General features: G+C 71.3%; 15 protein-coding genes. 1 reads left to right on the top strand and 14 read right to left on the bottom strand.

Annotated features, from left to right (window positions below; translation table 11 throughout):
* Positions 1-7: 7 nt before the first annotated feature.
* The 12 genes from HNR02_RS23180 to HNR02_RS23125 are packed head-to-tail and all read right to left on the bottom strand — an operon-like array spanning position 8 to position 12,204.
* Positions 8-1,147, bottom strand: coding sequence for a 2-methylaconitate cis-trans isomerase PrpF family protein (locus HNR02_RS23180; protein WP_179775230.1), 1,140 nt, complete (start codon positions 1,145-1,147; stop codon positions 8-10).
* Entirely contained in the window at positions 1,144-2,487 is a 1,344-nt protein-coding gene (locus HNR02_RS23175; protein ID WP_179775229.1) for an MmgE/PrpD family protein, read from the bottom strand. Before HNR02_RS23175 ends, HNR02_RS23180 begins: the two co-directional genes overlap by 4 nt.
* Positions 2,488-2,492: 5 nt before the next feature.
* Positions 2,493-3,995, bottom strand: coding sequence for a long-chain-fatty-acid--CoA ligase (locus tag HNR02_RS23170; protein ID WP_179775228.1), 1,503 nt, complete (start codon positions 3,993-3,995; stop codon positions 2,493-2,495).
* Positions 3,996-4,006: 11 nt separating this feature from the next.
* A complete protein-coding gene (locus tag HNR02_RS23165; RefSeq protein WP_179775227.1) occupies positions 4,007-5,425 on the bottom strand; it encodes an MmgE/PrpD family protein in 1,419 nt (472 codons plus the stop codon).
* On the bottom strand, positions 5,422-6,183 hold the full coding sequence (locus HNR02_RS23160) for an ABC transporter permease (RefSeq protein WP_179775226.1): 762 nt from the start codon (positions 6,181-6,183) through the stop codon (positions 5,422-5,424). The genes HNR02_RS23165 and HNR02_RS23160 overlap by 4 nt, the downstream gene beginning before the upstream one ends.
* Positions 6,180-6,989, bottom strand: a complete 810-nt coding sequence (locus tag HNR02_RS23155) for an ABC transporter permease (protein WP_179775225.1) — start codon at positions 6,987-6,989, stop codon at positions 6,180-6,182. Before HNR02_RS23155 ends, HNR02_RS23160 begins: the two co-directional genes overlap by 4 nt.
* A complete protein-coding gene (locus tag HNR02_RS23150) occupies positions 6,986-7,804 on the bottom strand; it encodes an ABC transporter ATP-binding protein (protein WP_179775224.1) in 819 nt (272 codons plus the stop codon). The genes HNR02_RS23155 and HNR02_RS23150 overlap by 4 nt, the downstream gene beginning before the upstream one ends.
* Entirely contained in the window at positions 7,801-8,802 is a 1,002-nt protein-coding gene (locus HNR02_RS23145) for an ABC transporter substrate-binding protein (RefSeq protein ID WP_179775223.1), read from the bottom strand. Before HNR02_RS23145 ends, HNR02_RS23150 begins: the two co-directional genes overlap by 4 nt.
* Positions 8,799-9,332 carry a LeuD/DmdB family oxidoreductase small subunit gene (locus HNR02_RS23140; protein ID WP_179775222.1) on the bottom strand — a complete coding sequence of 178 codons (534 nt, stop codon included), beginning with the start codon at positions 9,330-9,332 and terminating at the stop codon, positions 8,799-8,801. The genes HNR02_RS23145 and HNR02_RS23140 overlap by 4 nt, the downstream gene beginning before the upstream one ends.
* A complete protein-coding gene (locus HNR02_RS23135; RefSeq protein ID WP_179775221.1) occupies positions 9,329-10,591 on the bottom strand; it encodes a 3-isopropylmalate dehydratase large subunit in 1,263 nt (420 codons plus the stop codon). The genes HNR02_RS23140 and HNR02_RS23135 overlap by 4 nt, the downstream gene beginning before the upstream one ends.
* Entirely contained in the window at positions 10,584-11,438 is an 855-nt protein-coding gene (locus HNR02_RS23130) for an isocitrate lyase/PEP mutase family protein (protein WP_179775220.1), read from the bottom strand. The genes HNR02_RS23135 and HNR02_RS23130 overlap by 8 nt, the downstream gene beginning before the upstream one ends.
* The gene (locus HNR02_RS23125) at positions 11,431-12,204 is read right to left on the bottom strand and encodes an IclR family transcriptional regulator (protein WP_179775219.1); all 774 of its coding nucleotides are present in this window, start codon (positions 12,202-12,204) and stop codon (positions 11,431-11,433) included. Before HNR02_RS23125 ends, HNR02_RS23130 begins: the two co-directional genes overlap by 8 nt.
* A gap of 214 nt (positions 12,205-12,418) precedes the next feature.
* Here HNR02_RS23125 and HNR02_RS23120 point away from each other — a divergent pair, with 214 nt between their 5' ends.
* A complete protein-coding gene (locus HNR02_RS23120; RefSeq protein WP_179775218.1) occupies positions 12,419-12,781 on the top strand; it encodes a histone-like nucleoid-structuring protein Lsr2 in 363 nt (120 codons plus the stop codon).
* Between the two features lie 16 nt (positions 12,782-12,797).
* Here HNR02_RS23120 and HNR02_RS23115 read toward each other — a convergent pair whose 3' ends face one another.
* Positions 12,798-13,235 (bottom strand): GbsR/MarR family transcriptional regulator, encoded by a 438-nt coding sequence (locus HNR02_RS23115; protein ID WP_179775217.1) that lies wholly within the window; start codon positions 13,233-13,235, stop codon positions 12,798-12,800.
* Positions 13,232-14,065 (bottom strand): alpha/beta fold hydrolase, encoded by an 834-nt coding sequence (locus tag HNR02_RS23110; protein WP_179775216.1) that lies wholly within the window; start codon positions 14,063-14,065, stop codon positions 13,232-13,234. Before HNR02_RS23110 ends, HNR02_RS23115 begins: the two co-directional genes overlap by 4 nt.
* Positions 14,066-14,108: the final 43 nt, after the last annotated feature.

Here is a 14,108-nt window from a genome sequence, read left to right as displayed (position 1 = left end):
TGGGCTGTTACGCGGGACGCGGGTAGTAGGCCGTGCAGTCCATCAGGCGCCGCGCGGTGCGGCTGAAACCGAGCAGATCGAAGGCCACGTGCGGGGGCCGCGGGACCGTGCGGACGGCGACGCGCGCGGGGGTGACGCCGGATGGGTGTCCGATGAGGACGGTGTCCGGGCGCCGCCGGGTGGTGACCGCGTCGACCACCGAGCCCCGGATCCGGGAGGCGGCGGCGAGACAGACCGACGCGGTGCCCGCGATGCTTTCGTGCAGGCGGTTCATGAAGATCAACCGGACCCGCAGGTCCATGTCACCGCTCTCCGCCGCCGTGCCGGCCAGCGTCCGGTAGTCGCCGGGTGGCGCGACGAAACCCACCATCGGCAGCCCGGGTGACTCGTCGTCGGCGTGGCGCCAGTTCGTGCACAGGCGAAGGCGCGCCGCGGCTTTGCCACGGATCTCCCGGACCACCTCGAGCAGCGCGTCGTCGAAGTCGAGTTCACCGCCGTCGACCCCCAGGTCGGCGGCGGGGATCCAGGCGCACGGGTTTCCGGCGTCGCAGATCGTGGCGTGCACGAGCGAACCGCTCTCCAGCAGGATGTCGTCGACCGGGTTGCCGGTGGGGAGCAGTGCGCCGGTCTTCGCGCCCACCGTGCCGGACCAGTCCATGACGATTTCGGCCCCCGTGCCCGGTACGCCCGGGACGGCGAAGTCGCCGACCACCCTGGCCTTTCCCTCGTGCACGGGCACGTGCGCGGTCATCACCGCGCCGGTGTTGGTGTTGTGGATCCGGACCGGTGTGGTGCCCTCGACCGCCGCCACCAGGCCCTCGTCGATCGCGAACGGGCCCACCCCGGCGGAGATGTTGCCGCAGTTGCCCGAGTAACCGACGGCGGCGCGGTCGATCTCGACCTGGCCGAAGGTGTAGTCGACATCGGCATCGTCGCGCGTGGACGGTGCGACGATCGCCAGTTTCGACGTGATCGGCCGGGACCCACCGAGGCCGTCGATCTGCAGCGGGTCCGGGGAACCCATGAGCCGGATCAGCACGGCGTCCCGGGCGGGGCCGGGGGCCGGGAGGTCGGCCGCGTGGAAGTACAGTCCTTTGCTCGTCCCGCCGCGCATCAGCACACAGTGGACGGTCAGCTGGTCCGTCATGCCGCCGCCAGCGTCCGGACGAGTGCGCGCACCGACGACTCCGGTGTCAGGCCGAGCACGCCGTCGGCGATGCCCGCGACCTGGCCGTCGTCGAAGACGCGACCGGCCAGCGAGGCGAACTTGGCGCGAAGCGCGTCGTCGCCGATCCGGTTCTCCGGTTCTCCGAGCGGCACCGGGACCGCACGGGAGACGCCCGGGCCGACGGTCAGCACGCCTCCGCCGTTGGGGACGCTCTCGTCGGCCGTCACCGTGATCCGGTCCATCATCGCGATCACGTCCGGATCGGTCAGGCGCTGGTAGCTCGCCCAGTCGACACGACCGTCCAGCCAGGCGCACGCGACCTGGAAGTGCACGCTGAACTGGGCGTCCACGACGCTCTGCGGCCTGCGCTTCGCCGCACCCGGCTCGCCGATGATCGGCATGGCGGCCGCCGGGATGCCCACCAGCAGTGCGGTGCGCCCGGGCTCGGGGACGGTGCCGCGCAACGCGAGCGCGGCGTCGACGGCGCCGTGGGTCAGGCGGCAGGACGGGTAGGGCTTGACGGCGGTGCCGAGCAGCAGCCAGTCCGTCCCGAGGCCGTCGGTGAGCGCGTCGGGCCGCGCTTCCTCCGTGTACCCGTTGAGCAGGCCGTACCGCCCTTCGAGCGCTTCGGCCGCTCCCACCGCACCCGTCTCCGCCAGTGCCGCGCAGGTCAGCGCGTCGTGGGCGAGAAAGCCGGGGTGCAGGCGTTTGTTCCACGCCCCGTTGGCCAGGTACTGCATGCTGCCCGCCGCCCTGCTCAACGCGAGACCGAAGGCCGAAGCCGTGGTGTTCGCGTCGAACCCGCGCAGCCGCGCCACGGCCGCCACCGCACCGAATACGCCGGACACGGCCGTGATGTGGAAGCCACGCTCGTAGCTGCGCGCCGTCAGCGACGCACCGATCCGGCAGCACACCTCGTACCCGACGGCGACCGCGTCGAGGAACGTGCGGCCGTCCACGTCGAGCCGTTCCGCGTCGGCGGTGGCCGCGGGGAAGATCGCGACGCCGGGATGCCCGGTCTGCGCCCGGTTGGTGTCGTCCATGTCCAGGGAGTGGGCGTGGACGCCGTTGAGGAACGCCGCGTAGGGCGGGCTGTACCGGCGGGCCACGCCGATCACCGTGGCGTCGCCACCGTGCGGATCGAGCCGGTCGACGGCGGCGCGCACCGCCGGACTGCTCTCGGCCTCCGCCGCCGCGAAGGCCGCGATCCCAATGTGGTCGAGGAACAGGGCGGGCAGACCGGAGGTGACCGAGGAGTCCACACCGGACTCGGCAGCGAACCGCGCGAGCGCCTTGGTCGCGGCCGGATGCGTGGTCATGGTGATCAGATCTCCCGCTTGAGGATCTTGCCGGTCGAGGTCATCGGCAAGGCGTCGCGGAACTCGACGCGGCGGGGGTACTTGTAGGCCGCCAGCCGCTCCTTCGCCCAGGCCACGACGTCGTCCTCGGTGACATCGCCGGAATCCGCCGCCTTCACGACCACCGCCTTGATCTCTTCGCCGTGGGAATCGTCCGGGACACCGACCACCGCGACCAGCGAGACCGCCGGGTGGGTCATCAGCAGTTCCTCGATTTCGCGCGGGTACACGTTGAACCCGCCGCGGATGATCAGGTCCTTGGCACGGTCGACGATGAAGTAGAAGCCGTCGGCGTCCCTGCGGGCGAGGTCGCCGGAGCGGAACCAGCCGTCCCTGATCGCCTCGGCCGTCGCTTCGGGCCTGCCGTGGTAGCCCTTCATGACGTTGTGACCCTTGATCGCGATCTCGCCGATCTCACCGGAGGCGTCGGACCAGTCGTCGTTGATCAGCTTCATTTCGACGCCGGGGATGGGCACCCCGATCGATCCGACGCGGGGTTCCTGCCCGTACACCGAGAACGACGCCACCGGAGACGTCTCCGACAGGCCGTAGCCTTCGAGGATCGTCACACCGAACCGCTCCCGGAAGTCCCGGTGCACCTCGCCCGGCAGCGCCGAGCCGCCCGCCACCGCCATCCGCAGTCCGGCCGCCAGCCTCGTCACGTCGATGTCGTCGTCCAGTGCGCCCAGCAGGCTCCAGTACATGGTCGGCACACCGGCGAAGAAGGTCACGCCTTCCCGGAGCATCAGGGTGAGCGCCGCTCGCGCGTCGAACCGCGGCAGCATGACGATGGTGCCGCCGAAGGCGACCGGGCCGTTCTGGACGACGGTCTGCCCGAACGAGTGGAACAACGGCAGCGTGCACAGGTACGTGTCGGGGTTCTCCACGTCGGCGGCGAACAGGTCCGTTCCGGCGAGCGCGTTGTCGCGCATGTTGCGGTGCCGCAGTTCCGCGCCCTTGGGCCGGCCGGTGGTGCCCGAGGTGTAGAGGATCACCGCGGTGTCGTCGTCATCGGCATCCACCGTGTCGAACCCGGCGGGCTGGTCCGCCCACGGCGGCTCGCCCGCGGCCGGGAGGACGAACAGCGAGCAGCCGGTCTGCCCGGCGGCCTCCGCCGCCCACTCGCCGATCGGGAGGTCGGCCGTACCCTCGAACGCGAAATACGCGACCGCGCCGGAATCGCCGAGGTGGTAGGCGATCTCGCCCGGCTTGAGCAGCACGTTGAGCGGCACGACCGTGGCGCCCGCCCGCAGGATTCCGAAGTAGACGGTCGTGAAGTACGGCAGGTTCGGGCACGACAACGCGACCTTGTCGCCCGGGCGCACGCCGTGCCGTACCAGGAGGTGGGCGACCTGGTTCGCGGCGCCGTCGAGCTGGGCGTAGGACAGCCGGGCGTCACCGCACACGACGGCCGTGCGGCCGGGGTACTTCGCGGCGGTGGCGTCCAGCAGGGCGGCCAGGTTCGTCATGAGGAGTCCTCTCAGAGCGTCACGGGAAGCGCGGGGACCTCCGCCGCGAGTTCGCCGACCAGCACGGAGGTGTCCGGCACGGTGTCCAGATCCAGCACGATCTGCTCGATGCGCGCCCAGCGTTCGGTGATGCCCATCGATCCGGCGAGGCGGCGCGCCTTGGCCACCACCTCCGCGTTCGGCAGCGGACGCGACGGACCGCCCAGGGGACCGTCCACTTCGATCTCCACCGGATCGCCGTCGCGCCGGGTCAGCCGCATGCGGGTGCGGTACCGGTCCTCGGGACGGCGGTCGAAGTCCGGGCAGTGGTGGACCTCGGTGCGGCGCAGCAGCGACCACACGTCGTCGGCGGCGATCCGGTCACGGGTGAACTGCTCGGCGAGGACCTGGCCATCGAGCAGGGCCACCGCGACGGCGTAGCCGATGTTCATCTGGGCGCCGATCGTCTCCAGCGGCGGCTCGGGCTTCCACCAGCCGTGGTGGTAGGCGGCGTGCGACACCTCGACCGAGATCGACTCGACGTCCCCGGCGGTGATGCCGCGCGAGCGGGCTTTCAGTGCGCAGTCGATGGAGGCGTGGGTGGCGGCCATTGCGGCGTAGGCCTTCACGCCGGTGTCGGTGAGCACCCACTCCTGCCCGAGCCCGGCGGTGATCAGCTCCGGGCGCGGGTCGTGTCCCTCGCCGAAGGTGGCGAGGAATCCGCCGTATTCGCGCTCGTACACGCGCTTGATCCCGGTGTAGCCCGCCTCGGCGAGTGCCGCGGCGTAGAGGCCGTTGCGGGAGGCGAAGCCGTGGTGCATGCGCTTGGACATCGCCTCGTACTGGGCCGCCATCAGCCCGGACGACTGGGTCGCGGCCAGCCCGAGCGCGTCTTCGACGCGTGCCGCGTCGAGCCGGCGCAGCCACGCCGAGGTCGCCGCGCTCGCGTGGGTGCCGAACACCGAGCCGGAGTGCCAGCCGCGGGAGAGCATTTCGGCGCCGTGCAGCGCCAGCCCCACCCGCGGGCCGACCTCGTACCCCGCGATCAGCGCCGTGAGCAGGTCCTGCCCCGACACCGGACGGTCCAGCGTCGCGGCGGTGCTGACCGCGCTCGGCACGACCAGCGAGTTGCTGTGCAGCGGCGCGCGCACGTGGTAGTCGTCCAGTTCGAAGCCCTGGATGAAGGTGCCGCCCAGCAGGCACGCCGCGGGCGCGGAGGTGGTGCGGCCCCAGCCCAGCAGCGGCACGTCGCCGGTGCCTTCGAGCGCGAGCACGGCGTCCACGGCCCGCTCCGACCACGGCAGGCGGGCGCCGACCAGCGCGCACACCAGCCCGTCGAGCAGGAGGTGCCGCGCTCGTTCACGCACGGTTTCCGGGATGTCGTCGTGGCGGAGGCCGGCGATCCAGGTCGCCAGACGTCCGGTCACGCCGTCGGGGTCGGTCGGGCTCACGTGGCCACCTCGTAACGGTTGCGGATGCGGGATTCCAGCTGTTGCAGTGCCAGTGTCGGCAGGAGCGCGAGGACACCGGTGAGCACGACCTGGCCGATGATGTTCTCCACCCGTGCGAGCGAGAGGTTGCGCAGCAGCTCGTAGCCCAGACCGGAGGATCCGGAGAACATTTCGGCGAGCAGCAGGCCGATCAGGGTGAGACCGAAGCACAACCGCATCCCCGAGGCCAGCGAGGGCAGGACGCCGGGCACCACGATCCGCCGCAGCAGCGACCACCGCGACAGGCCGAGCGCGGCCGACATCTTCAGGTGCAGGCGGCTCACCCCCGCCGTGGCCTCCACCATGATCAGGAACATCGGCAGCACGCCCGACACGAACGCGAACGCTCCCCGGCTCAGGTCCCCGATTCCCAGCATCAGCAGGAAAACCGGGTACAGCACGATCTTCGGGACGCTGTTGAGCGCGTACACCACCGGCAGGACCGCGCGCGACCAGAACGCGCTGAGCCCGAGCACCATGCCGGTGACGGCACCCACGGCGATCGCCGCGACGTAGGAGAGCAGCAGCACGCGGGCGGTGTCGGCGACGCTGCCGAGGAACCGGGGATCGCCCAGGTCCGACCACAGGCTCGCCATGGCCTCGCCGGGCCCGGGGTAGACGGCGCTGTCGGCCAGCGCCGCCGTCACCGCCCACACGACCACGAGCGCGGCGGCGAGCACCAGTGGCGGGATCCAGGCGGTACCGCGGCGGGCGCTCATCGCCGCCTCCAGTCGAACGCGCTCAGCGCGGCGCCGAGCGCGAGGTTGGCCAGCAGCGCGAAAACGCTGACGAACACGATCCCGGCGTACATGTCGACGGTGTCGAAGTTGTTGTAGGCGCGGTTGACCACCTGCCCGAGCCCGGTGGTGGCGAGAATGAACTCCGTCGCCAGCACCGCGATGATCGCGTAGGCCAGGCCCAGTTTCAGGCCCGCGAGGATGTCCGGCAACGCCGAGGGCAGCAGGATCTTGCGCAGCTGCTGCGTTCGGGTCATCTCCAGCGACCGGGCGAGCTTGGTGACGATCGGCGGAGCCGATTCGAACCCGACCAGCGCGTGGGAGATGACGATCACGACGCTGAACAGCGTGGCGAGCAGGATGATGGGCACGACACCGGTCCCGAACATCACCACCATCACCGGGTAGAGCGCGAAGACCGGCAGCGCGTAGAAGACGTTGACGTAGGGCTTGACGGCCCGGTGCACCCAGCGGGAGCGGGCCATGGCGTAGGCGATCGCCACCCCGGTGACCGCCGAGGCGGCGAAGCTCGCGCAGATCAGCAGGACACTGCGCAGCAACGCGTCGACCACGAAGTCGCGCTCACCCAGCAGCTCGACCGACCGGACGACCATCTCGCTGACCGGGATGAGGTCCAGCCGCGACACCGCGCCCGAGCGCGCGTACAGCTCCAGCGCGGCCACGAGCCCGGCGACCAGGACGAGCGTCCACATCGGAGACGGCAGCCCGGCCACGCGGCGCGGCGCCGGGCGCACGTAGGACGGCACGACGGACGAGCGCGCCTTCATCGCTCGCTCCTCATCGCGACCTCGGCCTCGTTGCGGATCTGCGTCCAGATGCGTTCCTGCGCGGCGGCCGCGGCCGGTTCGGACAGCACGGCGTGCACGCGCGGCCGTGGCAGGTCGATCACCACCTCGTCGAGGAAGGTGCCCGGGCGGCGGCCCATCACCAGCACCCGGTCCGACAGCAGCACCGCTTCCTGGATGCTGTGGGTGATGAACAGGACCCCGCACCCGATGGACTCGACCACGCGGAGGAGTTCCTCGGCCATCAGCATGCGGGTCTGCTCGTCGAGCGCGCCGAACGGCTCGTCGGCGAGGATGAGGTCGGGGCCGGTGGACATCGCGCGGGCCATGGCGACGCGCTGCCGCATGCCCCCGGACAGCTGCGCCGGGTAGTGGTCCTCGAAGCCGCCGAGCCCGACGAGCTCGACGAGTTCCCTGGCGCGGGCCCGCCGTTCCTTCCGGCCGACGCCGCGCACTTCGAGCGCGAAGGCGACGTTGTCGACGACCGTGCGCCACGGCAGGGTCGCGGACTCCTGGAAGACGATCGCCGTGCGGCGGCGCGGGCCGGTGAGCGGGGCGCCGTCGACCTCGACGGAGCCGCGGGCGGGGTCCTGCAGTGCTCCGATGATTTCGAGCAGGGTCGATTTGCCGCACCCGCTGGGCCCGACGATCGACACGAACTCGCCGCGGCCGATCGTCAGGTCGACGGGCCCGAGCGCGTGCACCGGGCCGAAGTGCTGCTCCACGCCTTCCACGCGCACGATCGGTGTGGACGTGGTGGACGCGGCGCCGTGCTGCTCCTGCGTCTGCGTGGTCACTGCGCTGCCCCGCATTCGGCCGGGAGCGTGGCGGGGACGTTCGCGGGCAGGTAGGTCTTGCGGAACAGCTCGCAGAACGGGAGGTCGGCGCGGTCCATGGCGAGGCGCTGGGCCTCGACGGCCTGCTCGATGGCTTCGGCGTCGAAGCCGGCGCTCCAGTTGTCGTACTGCAGCGTCTTGTTGACGATCGTGGTCGCGGCGGCGACGTCGATGTCGATGTAGTCGGCGTAGAGCTCCGCGGCCTTCTGCGGATTCGCGCGGATGAACTCCACGGCGTCCTGGTATCCGGCGAGCACGGCCTTCACCGTGTCCGGATTGCGCTCGGCGAACTCGGGGGTCGTGGTGATGACGCTCTGCTGGAACTTCTTGAGGTAGTCCGCGCTGGAGACGACGACACGGAACTTGTCCGTCTTGGCCACCACCGACGGCGGCACGACCGCGACGTCGACGGAACCCGCCTCCAGCAGCGCGACCCCTTCGCCGAGCCCGCCGGAGGAGGTCCGCTCGATCTCCTGGGTGGCGCCCGCGACCCGGGGCAGGATGTAGGACAGGGCCTGGGTGACCGACTGCGGGTTGGTGTAGGCCCAGTTGCGGACGTCGTTGATGGTCCGCACGCCAGCGTTGCTGTCCAAGGTGTAGAAGTCGAGCCCGTAGACGCTCTGGGTGGCGCCGCCCACGACCGTGACGGGCGTGCCCGCCTCGCTGGACTCCAGCACCGAGGTGAACCCGACGTCGGCGATGGGCAGATCGCCGCTGAGCATGTTGCGGACGGTCGTCCCGCCGCCCTTGCCCGGCACGATCTCGCCGATCGTCACGCCGCGCCGCTCGAACAACCCCTGGTCCTTGCCGACCAGCCAGGGGATCGAGTACGGCTCGGAGGCGTTGCTGACCGCGATGTCGAACGAGGTCACCCCCTCCGCGTCACCTCCGCCGCCACACGCGCTCAGTACCAGGGCGGCGGTGGCCGCTCCGGCGATCAGAGCTCTCCTGCTCCTCATGGTTTTCCTCCTGCGGTCGCGTCGTTGCGATCCAGGAAGCCCGCGGCTTCCAGGCGGTTGATCAGCCCGCCACCTTCGACGAGTTCGACGACGAAGGCGGGCAGGGGTTGGATGTGGTGCTCGGTCCCTCGTGTCTCGTTGCGCAGCAGGCCCGCCGCCGCGTCGATGGCGAGGACGTCGCCCTCGTCGATCAGCACGCGCGCGTCCGGCACGGTGAGGGCCGGGAGCCCGTAGTTCAGCGCGTTGCGGTGGAACAGGGAGTTGTACTGCTCGGCCACGAGGCACGAGATTCCCAGGTGGACGAACAGTTCGGCGCACGCGCGGCTCGATCCGAGGCCGAAGTTGCGTCCCGCGACCACGATGTCGCCCGCCTCGATGAGCGCGGGCCAGCCGGGCCGGGTCGCGTCGAACATGTGCTGCGCCGCTTCGGCGACGGGCAGCTTCATCGCGAAGCCCGGGTACATGTCGTCGGTGTTGATCTCGTCGCCGAAGACCCAGGCGCGTCCGCGGACCCGCAGGGGTGAGGTCATGCCGCCACCTCCGCCACCTGCTCGGGTCCGGCGATGTAGCCGGTCAGGGCCGACGCCGCGACGGTGGCCGGTGAGGCCATGTAGACGGCCGCCTCGGTGCTGCCCATGCGGCCGCGGAAGTTGCGTGTGCTGGAGGTGACGCACACTTCGCCGGGGGCGAGCACACCCATGTGGTAGCCGAAGCACGCGCCGCAGGTGGAGTTGGTGACCACCGCGCCCGCCTCGACGAGGGTCGCGACGTAGCCGCGCTGGACGGCTTCCAGGTAGACCTGCTGCGAGGCCGGGGTGACGATGAGCCGGACGCCGGGCGCCACCTTGCGGCCCTCGACGACGCCGGCCGCGACGGCGAGGTCGGCGAGCTGGCCGTTGGCGCAGGATCCGATGAACGCCTGGTCGATGCGGGTCCGGTCGAGGCCGGACAGCGGCACCGCGTTGTTGATGACGGTGCCCGGCAGGGCCACCATCGGCTCGACGGTGCCGAGGTCGAGGGTGCGCACGTCGGCGTAGACCGCGTCCGGATCGGGGTTGCTGCGGGTGAAGGAAGCGCCGGGAGCCACGTCGGCCAGGAACTCCTCGGTCACGGTGTCGCACGGGAACAGCGTGAAGTCGGCGCCGATCTCGGCTCCCTGGGTCGCGATGGTGCGGCGGTCCGACATCGGCACGGACGCCAGGCCGGGACCGCCGAATTCGAGCGCGTGGTCGGTGGCGTCGCCGTAGCGCCCGGAGATCGTCAGGAAGATGTCCTTGCCGTTGACGTGCGCCGGTTTCGTGCCGGTGAGTTCGTAGCGGATGGTGGGCGGCACGCGGTACCAGGTCTGCCCGGTGCACAGCATCTGCAGGATCTCCAGCGGCCCCAGCCCGCGCGCGGCCGAGTTCAGCGCGCCACCGGCGCAGGTGTGGGAGTCGGTGCAGCACACGACGGTGCCGGGCAGCACCAGTCCCTGCTCGGCGATGACCTGGTGGACGATGCCGTGGCGCCCCACGTCGAAGAACCGGTCGATGCCGTGCTTGGCGACGAAGGCCCGCGCCTTGGCACCGTGCCCGGCGTCGCGCGGCGTGGGCGCCGGGACCGCGTGGTCGAGGACGACGGCGACCTTGTCCGGGTCGTGCACCGCGCGGACGTCGGCGAGGCGGTCGTGCGCGAACTGGACGTCGATCACGACGGTCATGTCGACGTCGCAGGTGACGATCTGTCCTGGTCGGACGGTGGGGAGGCCGGCGGCGCGGGCCAGGGTCGCTTCGATGATGGTGTCAGGCACCGGCTTGCTCCTTGCGTGCGCGCCGGGCGGTCCATTCGCCGAGTCCGACGGCCTCGAACAGGACGCGGGGCCCGGCGACGGATCCGGAGACGAGGCTGCCGCCCGCGATGTCGGCCATCGCCTCGGTCATCGCGCCGAACGCGGCGCCGACGGTGGCCGCGGGCAGGATCGCCCCGGCGTAGCCGAACCGTTCGAGCTGCTCCCGCGTCACCTCGGGCGATTTGCCACCGGGGACGACGTTGAAGATCACCGGCGCCCCGACCGCGGCCGGGATCGCCTCGACCTGGTCGAGCGTCCGCGGCGCCTCGACGAAGAGGACGTCGGCGCCGGCCGCGAGGTAGGACTTCGCCCTGCTGATCGCGGCGTCGAAACCCTCGACGGCGATCGCGTCGGTGCGGGCCACGATCAGGGCGTCCCGCCGCGCCGCGACCGCCGCCTCGACCTTGAGGGCGAACTCGTCGGCGGGGATGAGGGATTTGTCGTCGAGGTGACCGCACCGTTTCGGGAACACCTGGTCCTCGATCTGCACGGCGGTGGCACCGGCGTCCTCGTAGGTGCGCACGGTACGGAAGGTGTTGGTCTCGTCGCCGAACCCGGTGTCGGCGTCGGCGATCACCGGAACGTCGAGGTGGCGCCGGGTCACGGCGATCGCGCGGGCGATCTCGGTGACGGTGGTCAGCCCGATGTCGGGCAGTCCTTCGGCGGCGGAGACGGCCGCGCCGGACACGTAGGCCGCTTCGGCACCGGCCCGAGCGGCGACGGCGGCCGACAGCCCGTCGTAGACACCGGGCGCGACGAGCAGCCGCTCCCGGCGCAGGAGTCCGGAAAGGACGGAAGCGTCAGACATCGGCGGGCTCCTCGGCCGGGACGTGCCCCATGCGCGCGGCGATGGCCCGCGCCGTGGCGGCGACGATCGGGCCGACGCGCTCGGCCTCCTCGCGGTCGAGCCGGAACGAGGGACCGCCGATCGCCAGTGCCGCCTCCGGCCTGCCGTCGAACCCCGGCACCGGCGCGGCGACCGAGTTGAGACCGATCTCCCGCTCGCTCTCGGTGAAGGCCCAGCCGCGCTCGCGCACCTGCGCGAGCTGGCGGTCGAGCTCGTCGCGCGTGACGACGGTCGAATCGGTGTAGCGCTCGAGGCCGGCGGCGAGCGCGGTGGCGAGCGCGCTCTCGTCGAAGGCCATGAAGCACTTGCCCGCCGCGCCGGCGTGCAGCGGCAGCACCTGGCCGACGTAGCCCCGGTAGATCACCGAGTGGCGGGAGGCCGCCGACTCGACGAGCACGCGGGTGGCGTCCTGACGCACGTAGACGCCGGCGCTCTCCCCCGTGACGTCCCGCAGCTGCTCGACGAACGGCCGCGCGACCCCGAGCAGGCTCGACCCCGAGCGCGCCGGGGCGCTCCAGACCAGCACCCGCAGCCCGACGCGGTAGGAGTCCCCCTCCCGGACCAGGAGCCCCTCCTGCAGGAGGGTGGACACGATCCGCGCGACGGTGGTCGCGGGCAACCCCGTCCGAGCGCGCAGGTCCGCCACGCTCAGACGGGGTTCGGCCTCGGTGAAGCAATCCAGAACGTCGCACGCGCGCCCCAGCACGCGCACCCCGGGCTCAGCCATCCATCCTCCAACACACCGTTCTGCGGTTTCAAAAACCGTATAGCGGTTTTGGACGATAGGCGGGTGAACTGAGCCACGTCAAGCGCCAGGTGTGCGCAGCCGGTCGGCCGCGGCGCGCCGACGAGGACGGCGGCGGTCACTCCGACGAAATTGACGTGCTACGTTCCACTCGAAAACCAGCGGAATCCGAAGTTGGCGAGCACGGGCGGGAGACATGGCGCGGTCAGTAGTGGTGTCCTTGGTGGACGATCTGGATGGTTCCGAGGCCGACGAGACGGTCGAGTTCGCGCTCGACGGGGTCAGCTACGAAATCGATCTGTCCGACGACAACGCGGCGGAGTTGCGCGACACCCTGGCCCAGTTCGTCGGGCATGCCCGCCGGACCGGCGGCCGCAAACGCCGCGCCACGAACGGCAACACGGCCCGCACGGCGGCCGCGGCGCCCGCGAGCCCGTCCAAATCGGACCGTGAGCAGAACGCCGCGGTGCGGGCCTGGGCGCGCGACAACGGTTTCGACATCTCCGATCGCGGCCGCATCCCGTCCGAGGTCATCGAGGCGTACCAGGCGAAGAACTGACCGCCGGGTTCCCGGGTCAGGCCCGCCCGCGTCCACGCAGGACTTCTTCGCCCGCCTCGACGTAGGTCCGGAACAGATCCATGACCTCGTGGAGGCGGCGCGTGGCGTGGGCGTCCCCGGTCAGCTGTTCCGCGGCCTGGAGTGTGCGGATGAACGTCCGGATCCGTTCGTGGCTCGCGGCGAGGAGCTGTTCGAAGCCGCCCGCGGCCTCGACGAGCAGACGCCGGCTCCCCGGCTGCGGAAGGGTGCGGGCCAGGCCCCACGAGACCAGCTCACGGATCGCCGTGCTCACCGCACCGGAGCTGAGGGACAGATCGGCGCGCAGCCGCTCCGAACTCGACGCGTCGCCTCGCAACAGCAGGTACCCGTACACGCGCCCGGTCGCGCGCGGAAGGTTCCAGGTGGCGAGGGTGTCGCCCATCGCGTTCACGAACTGCTGCTCGCCGGGACTCATCCGGGCACTCCTCGCCGATCCGTTGCCGTGACGCCCCACTCGTCGAGAGTTCGCACCAGCACATCCGAGGTGGCGTCGGGTGCGTCCAGGGACACGATGTGGCCCGCGCCCGGGATGACGTGCTCGGTGACGCCTTCGACGGCGGCCCAGCGGGGCATCGCGGTGGCGATGTTGCCCGTGCGATCCCGTGCGCCCCGCACCAGCGCGAGCGGCACCGGCGACCGGTAGCCGGGATCCGGCTCGACGAACGACACGGTGGCTCTCCACACGTCGAGGAACCTGTCCTTGGGCATGCGCGCGAAGACCGCTTCGGTCCGGGCGATCGCGGCCGGGGACACCGCCGACGCCCGCGCCATGCGACCGGGAAGTGTGCGGGCGGGGATGACGGCGAGCGCGGGAGCCGCGAGCCGCAGCGCGAAGCGCTCGAACCCCGACAGCGGGCCGGCGTTCCAGGTCGAGTCCATCACGACGAGGCCCCGCACCCGGTCCGCGTGATCGCGCGTGAACGCCTGCGCGAGGTTGCCACCGAGAGAATGTCCCACGAGCACGGCCCCGTCGACCTGGCACGCGTCCAGCAGCGCCGTGAGATCGCCGAGCGCGTCGGCGGCCGTGAACCTGGTGCCCCTGGCGAGCGCCGACGCTCCGTGTCCCCGCAGGTCCCACGCGATCACGCGGAAACCCCGTGCCCTCAGCACGGCGATCTGCGCGTCGAACATCGCGTGGTCGACACCGGCCCCATGCGTGAGCACCACCGCCGGTCCCGTCCGCGCCGTGTCCGTGAAGGAGATCTCGGCGCCCGGACGGCTGAGCACCCGATCCAGTTTCACCATTCTCTGAATATAGAGCAGACAAGGCGCGAGCGGTAGCGTTCGA

This window comes from Amycolatopsis endophytica, from assembly GCF_013410405.1.
Lineage (GTDB): Bacteria > Actinomycetota > Actinomycetes > Mycobacteriales > Pseudonocardiaceae > Amycolatopsis_E > Amycolatopsis_E endophytica.
Note: the sequence above shows the minus strand (reverse complement) of the source record. Positions and strands in the feature narration are given on the sequence as shown.

What these genes read in the sequence shown, in the direction of transcription:
- HNR02_RS23180 (WP_179775230.1), bottom strand. Translation starts at nt 1,147, where the DNA reads ATGACGGACCAGCTGACCGTCCACTGTGTGCTGATGCGCGGCGGGACG.
- HNR02_RS23175 (WP_179775229.1), bottom strand. Translation starts at nt 2,487, where the DNA reads ATGACCACGCATCCGGCCGCGACCAAGGCGCTCGCGCGGTTCGCTGCC.
- HNR02_RS23170 (WP_179775228.1), bottom strand. Translation starts at nt 3,995, where the DNA reads ATGACGAACCTGGCCGCCCTGCTGGACGCCACCGCCGCGAAGTACCCC.
- HNR02_RS23160 (WP_179775226.1), bottom strand. Translation starts at nt 6,183, where the DNA reads ATGAGCGCCCGCCGCGGTACCGCCTGGATCCCGCCACTGGTGCTCGCC.
- HNR02_RS23155 (WP_179775225.1), bottom strand. Translation starts at nt 6,989, where the DNA reads ATGAAGGCGCGCTCGTCCGTCGTGCCGTCCTACGTGCGCCCGGCGCCG.
- HNR02_RS23145 (WP_179775223.1), bottom strand. Translation starts at nt 8,802, where the DNA reads ATGAGGAGCAGGAGAGCTCTGATCGCCGGAGCGGCCACCGCCGCCCTG.
- HNR02_RS23140 (WP_179775222.1), bottom strand. Translation starts at nt 9,332, where the DNA reads ATGACCTCACCCCTGCGGGTCCGCGGACGCGCCTGGGTCTTCGGCGAC.
- HNR02_RS23130 (WP_179775220.1), bottom strand. Translation starts at nt 11,438, where the DNA reads ATGTCTGACGCTTCCGTCCTTTCCGGACTCCTGCGCCGGGAGCGGCTG.
- HNR02_RS23125 (WP_179775219.1), bottom strand. Translation starts at nt 12,204, where the DNA reads ATGGCTGAGCCCGGGGTGCGCGTGCTGGGGCGCGCGTGCGACGTTCTG.
- HNR02_RS23120 (WP_179775218.1), top strand. Translation starts at nt 12,419, where the DNA reads ATGGCGCGGTCAGTAGTGGTGTCCTTGGTGGACGATCTGGATGGTTCC.
- HNR02_RS23115 (WP_179775217.1), bottom strand. Translation starts at nt 13,235, where the DNA reads ATGAGTCCCGGCGAGCAGCAGTTCGTGAACGCGATGGGCGACACCCTC.
- HNR02_RS23110 (WP_179775216.1), bottom strand. Translation starts at nt 14,065, where the DNA reads ATGGTGAAACTGGATCGGGTGCTCAGCCGTCCGGGCGCCGAGATCTCC.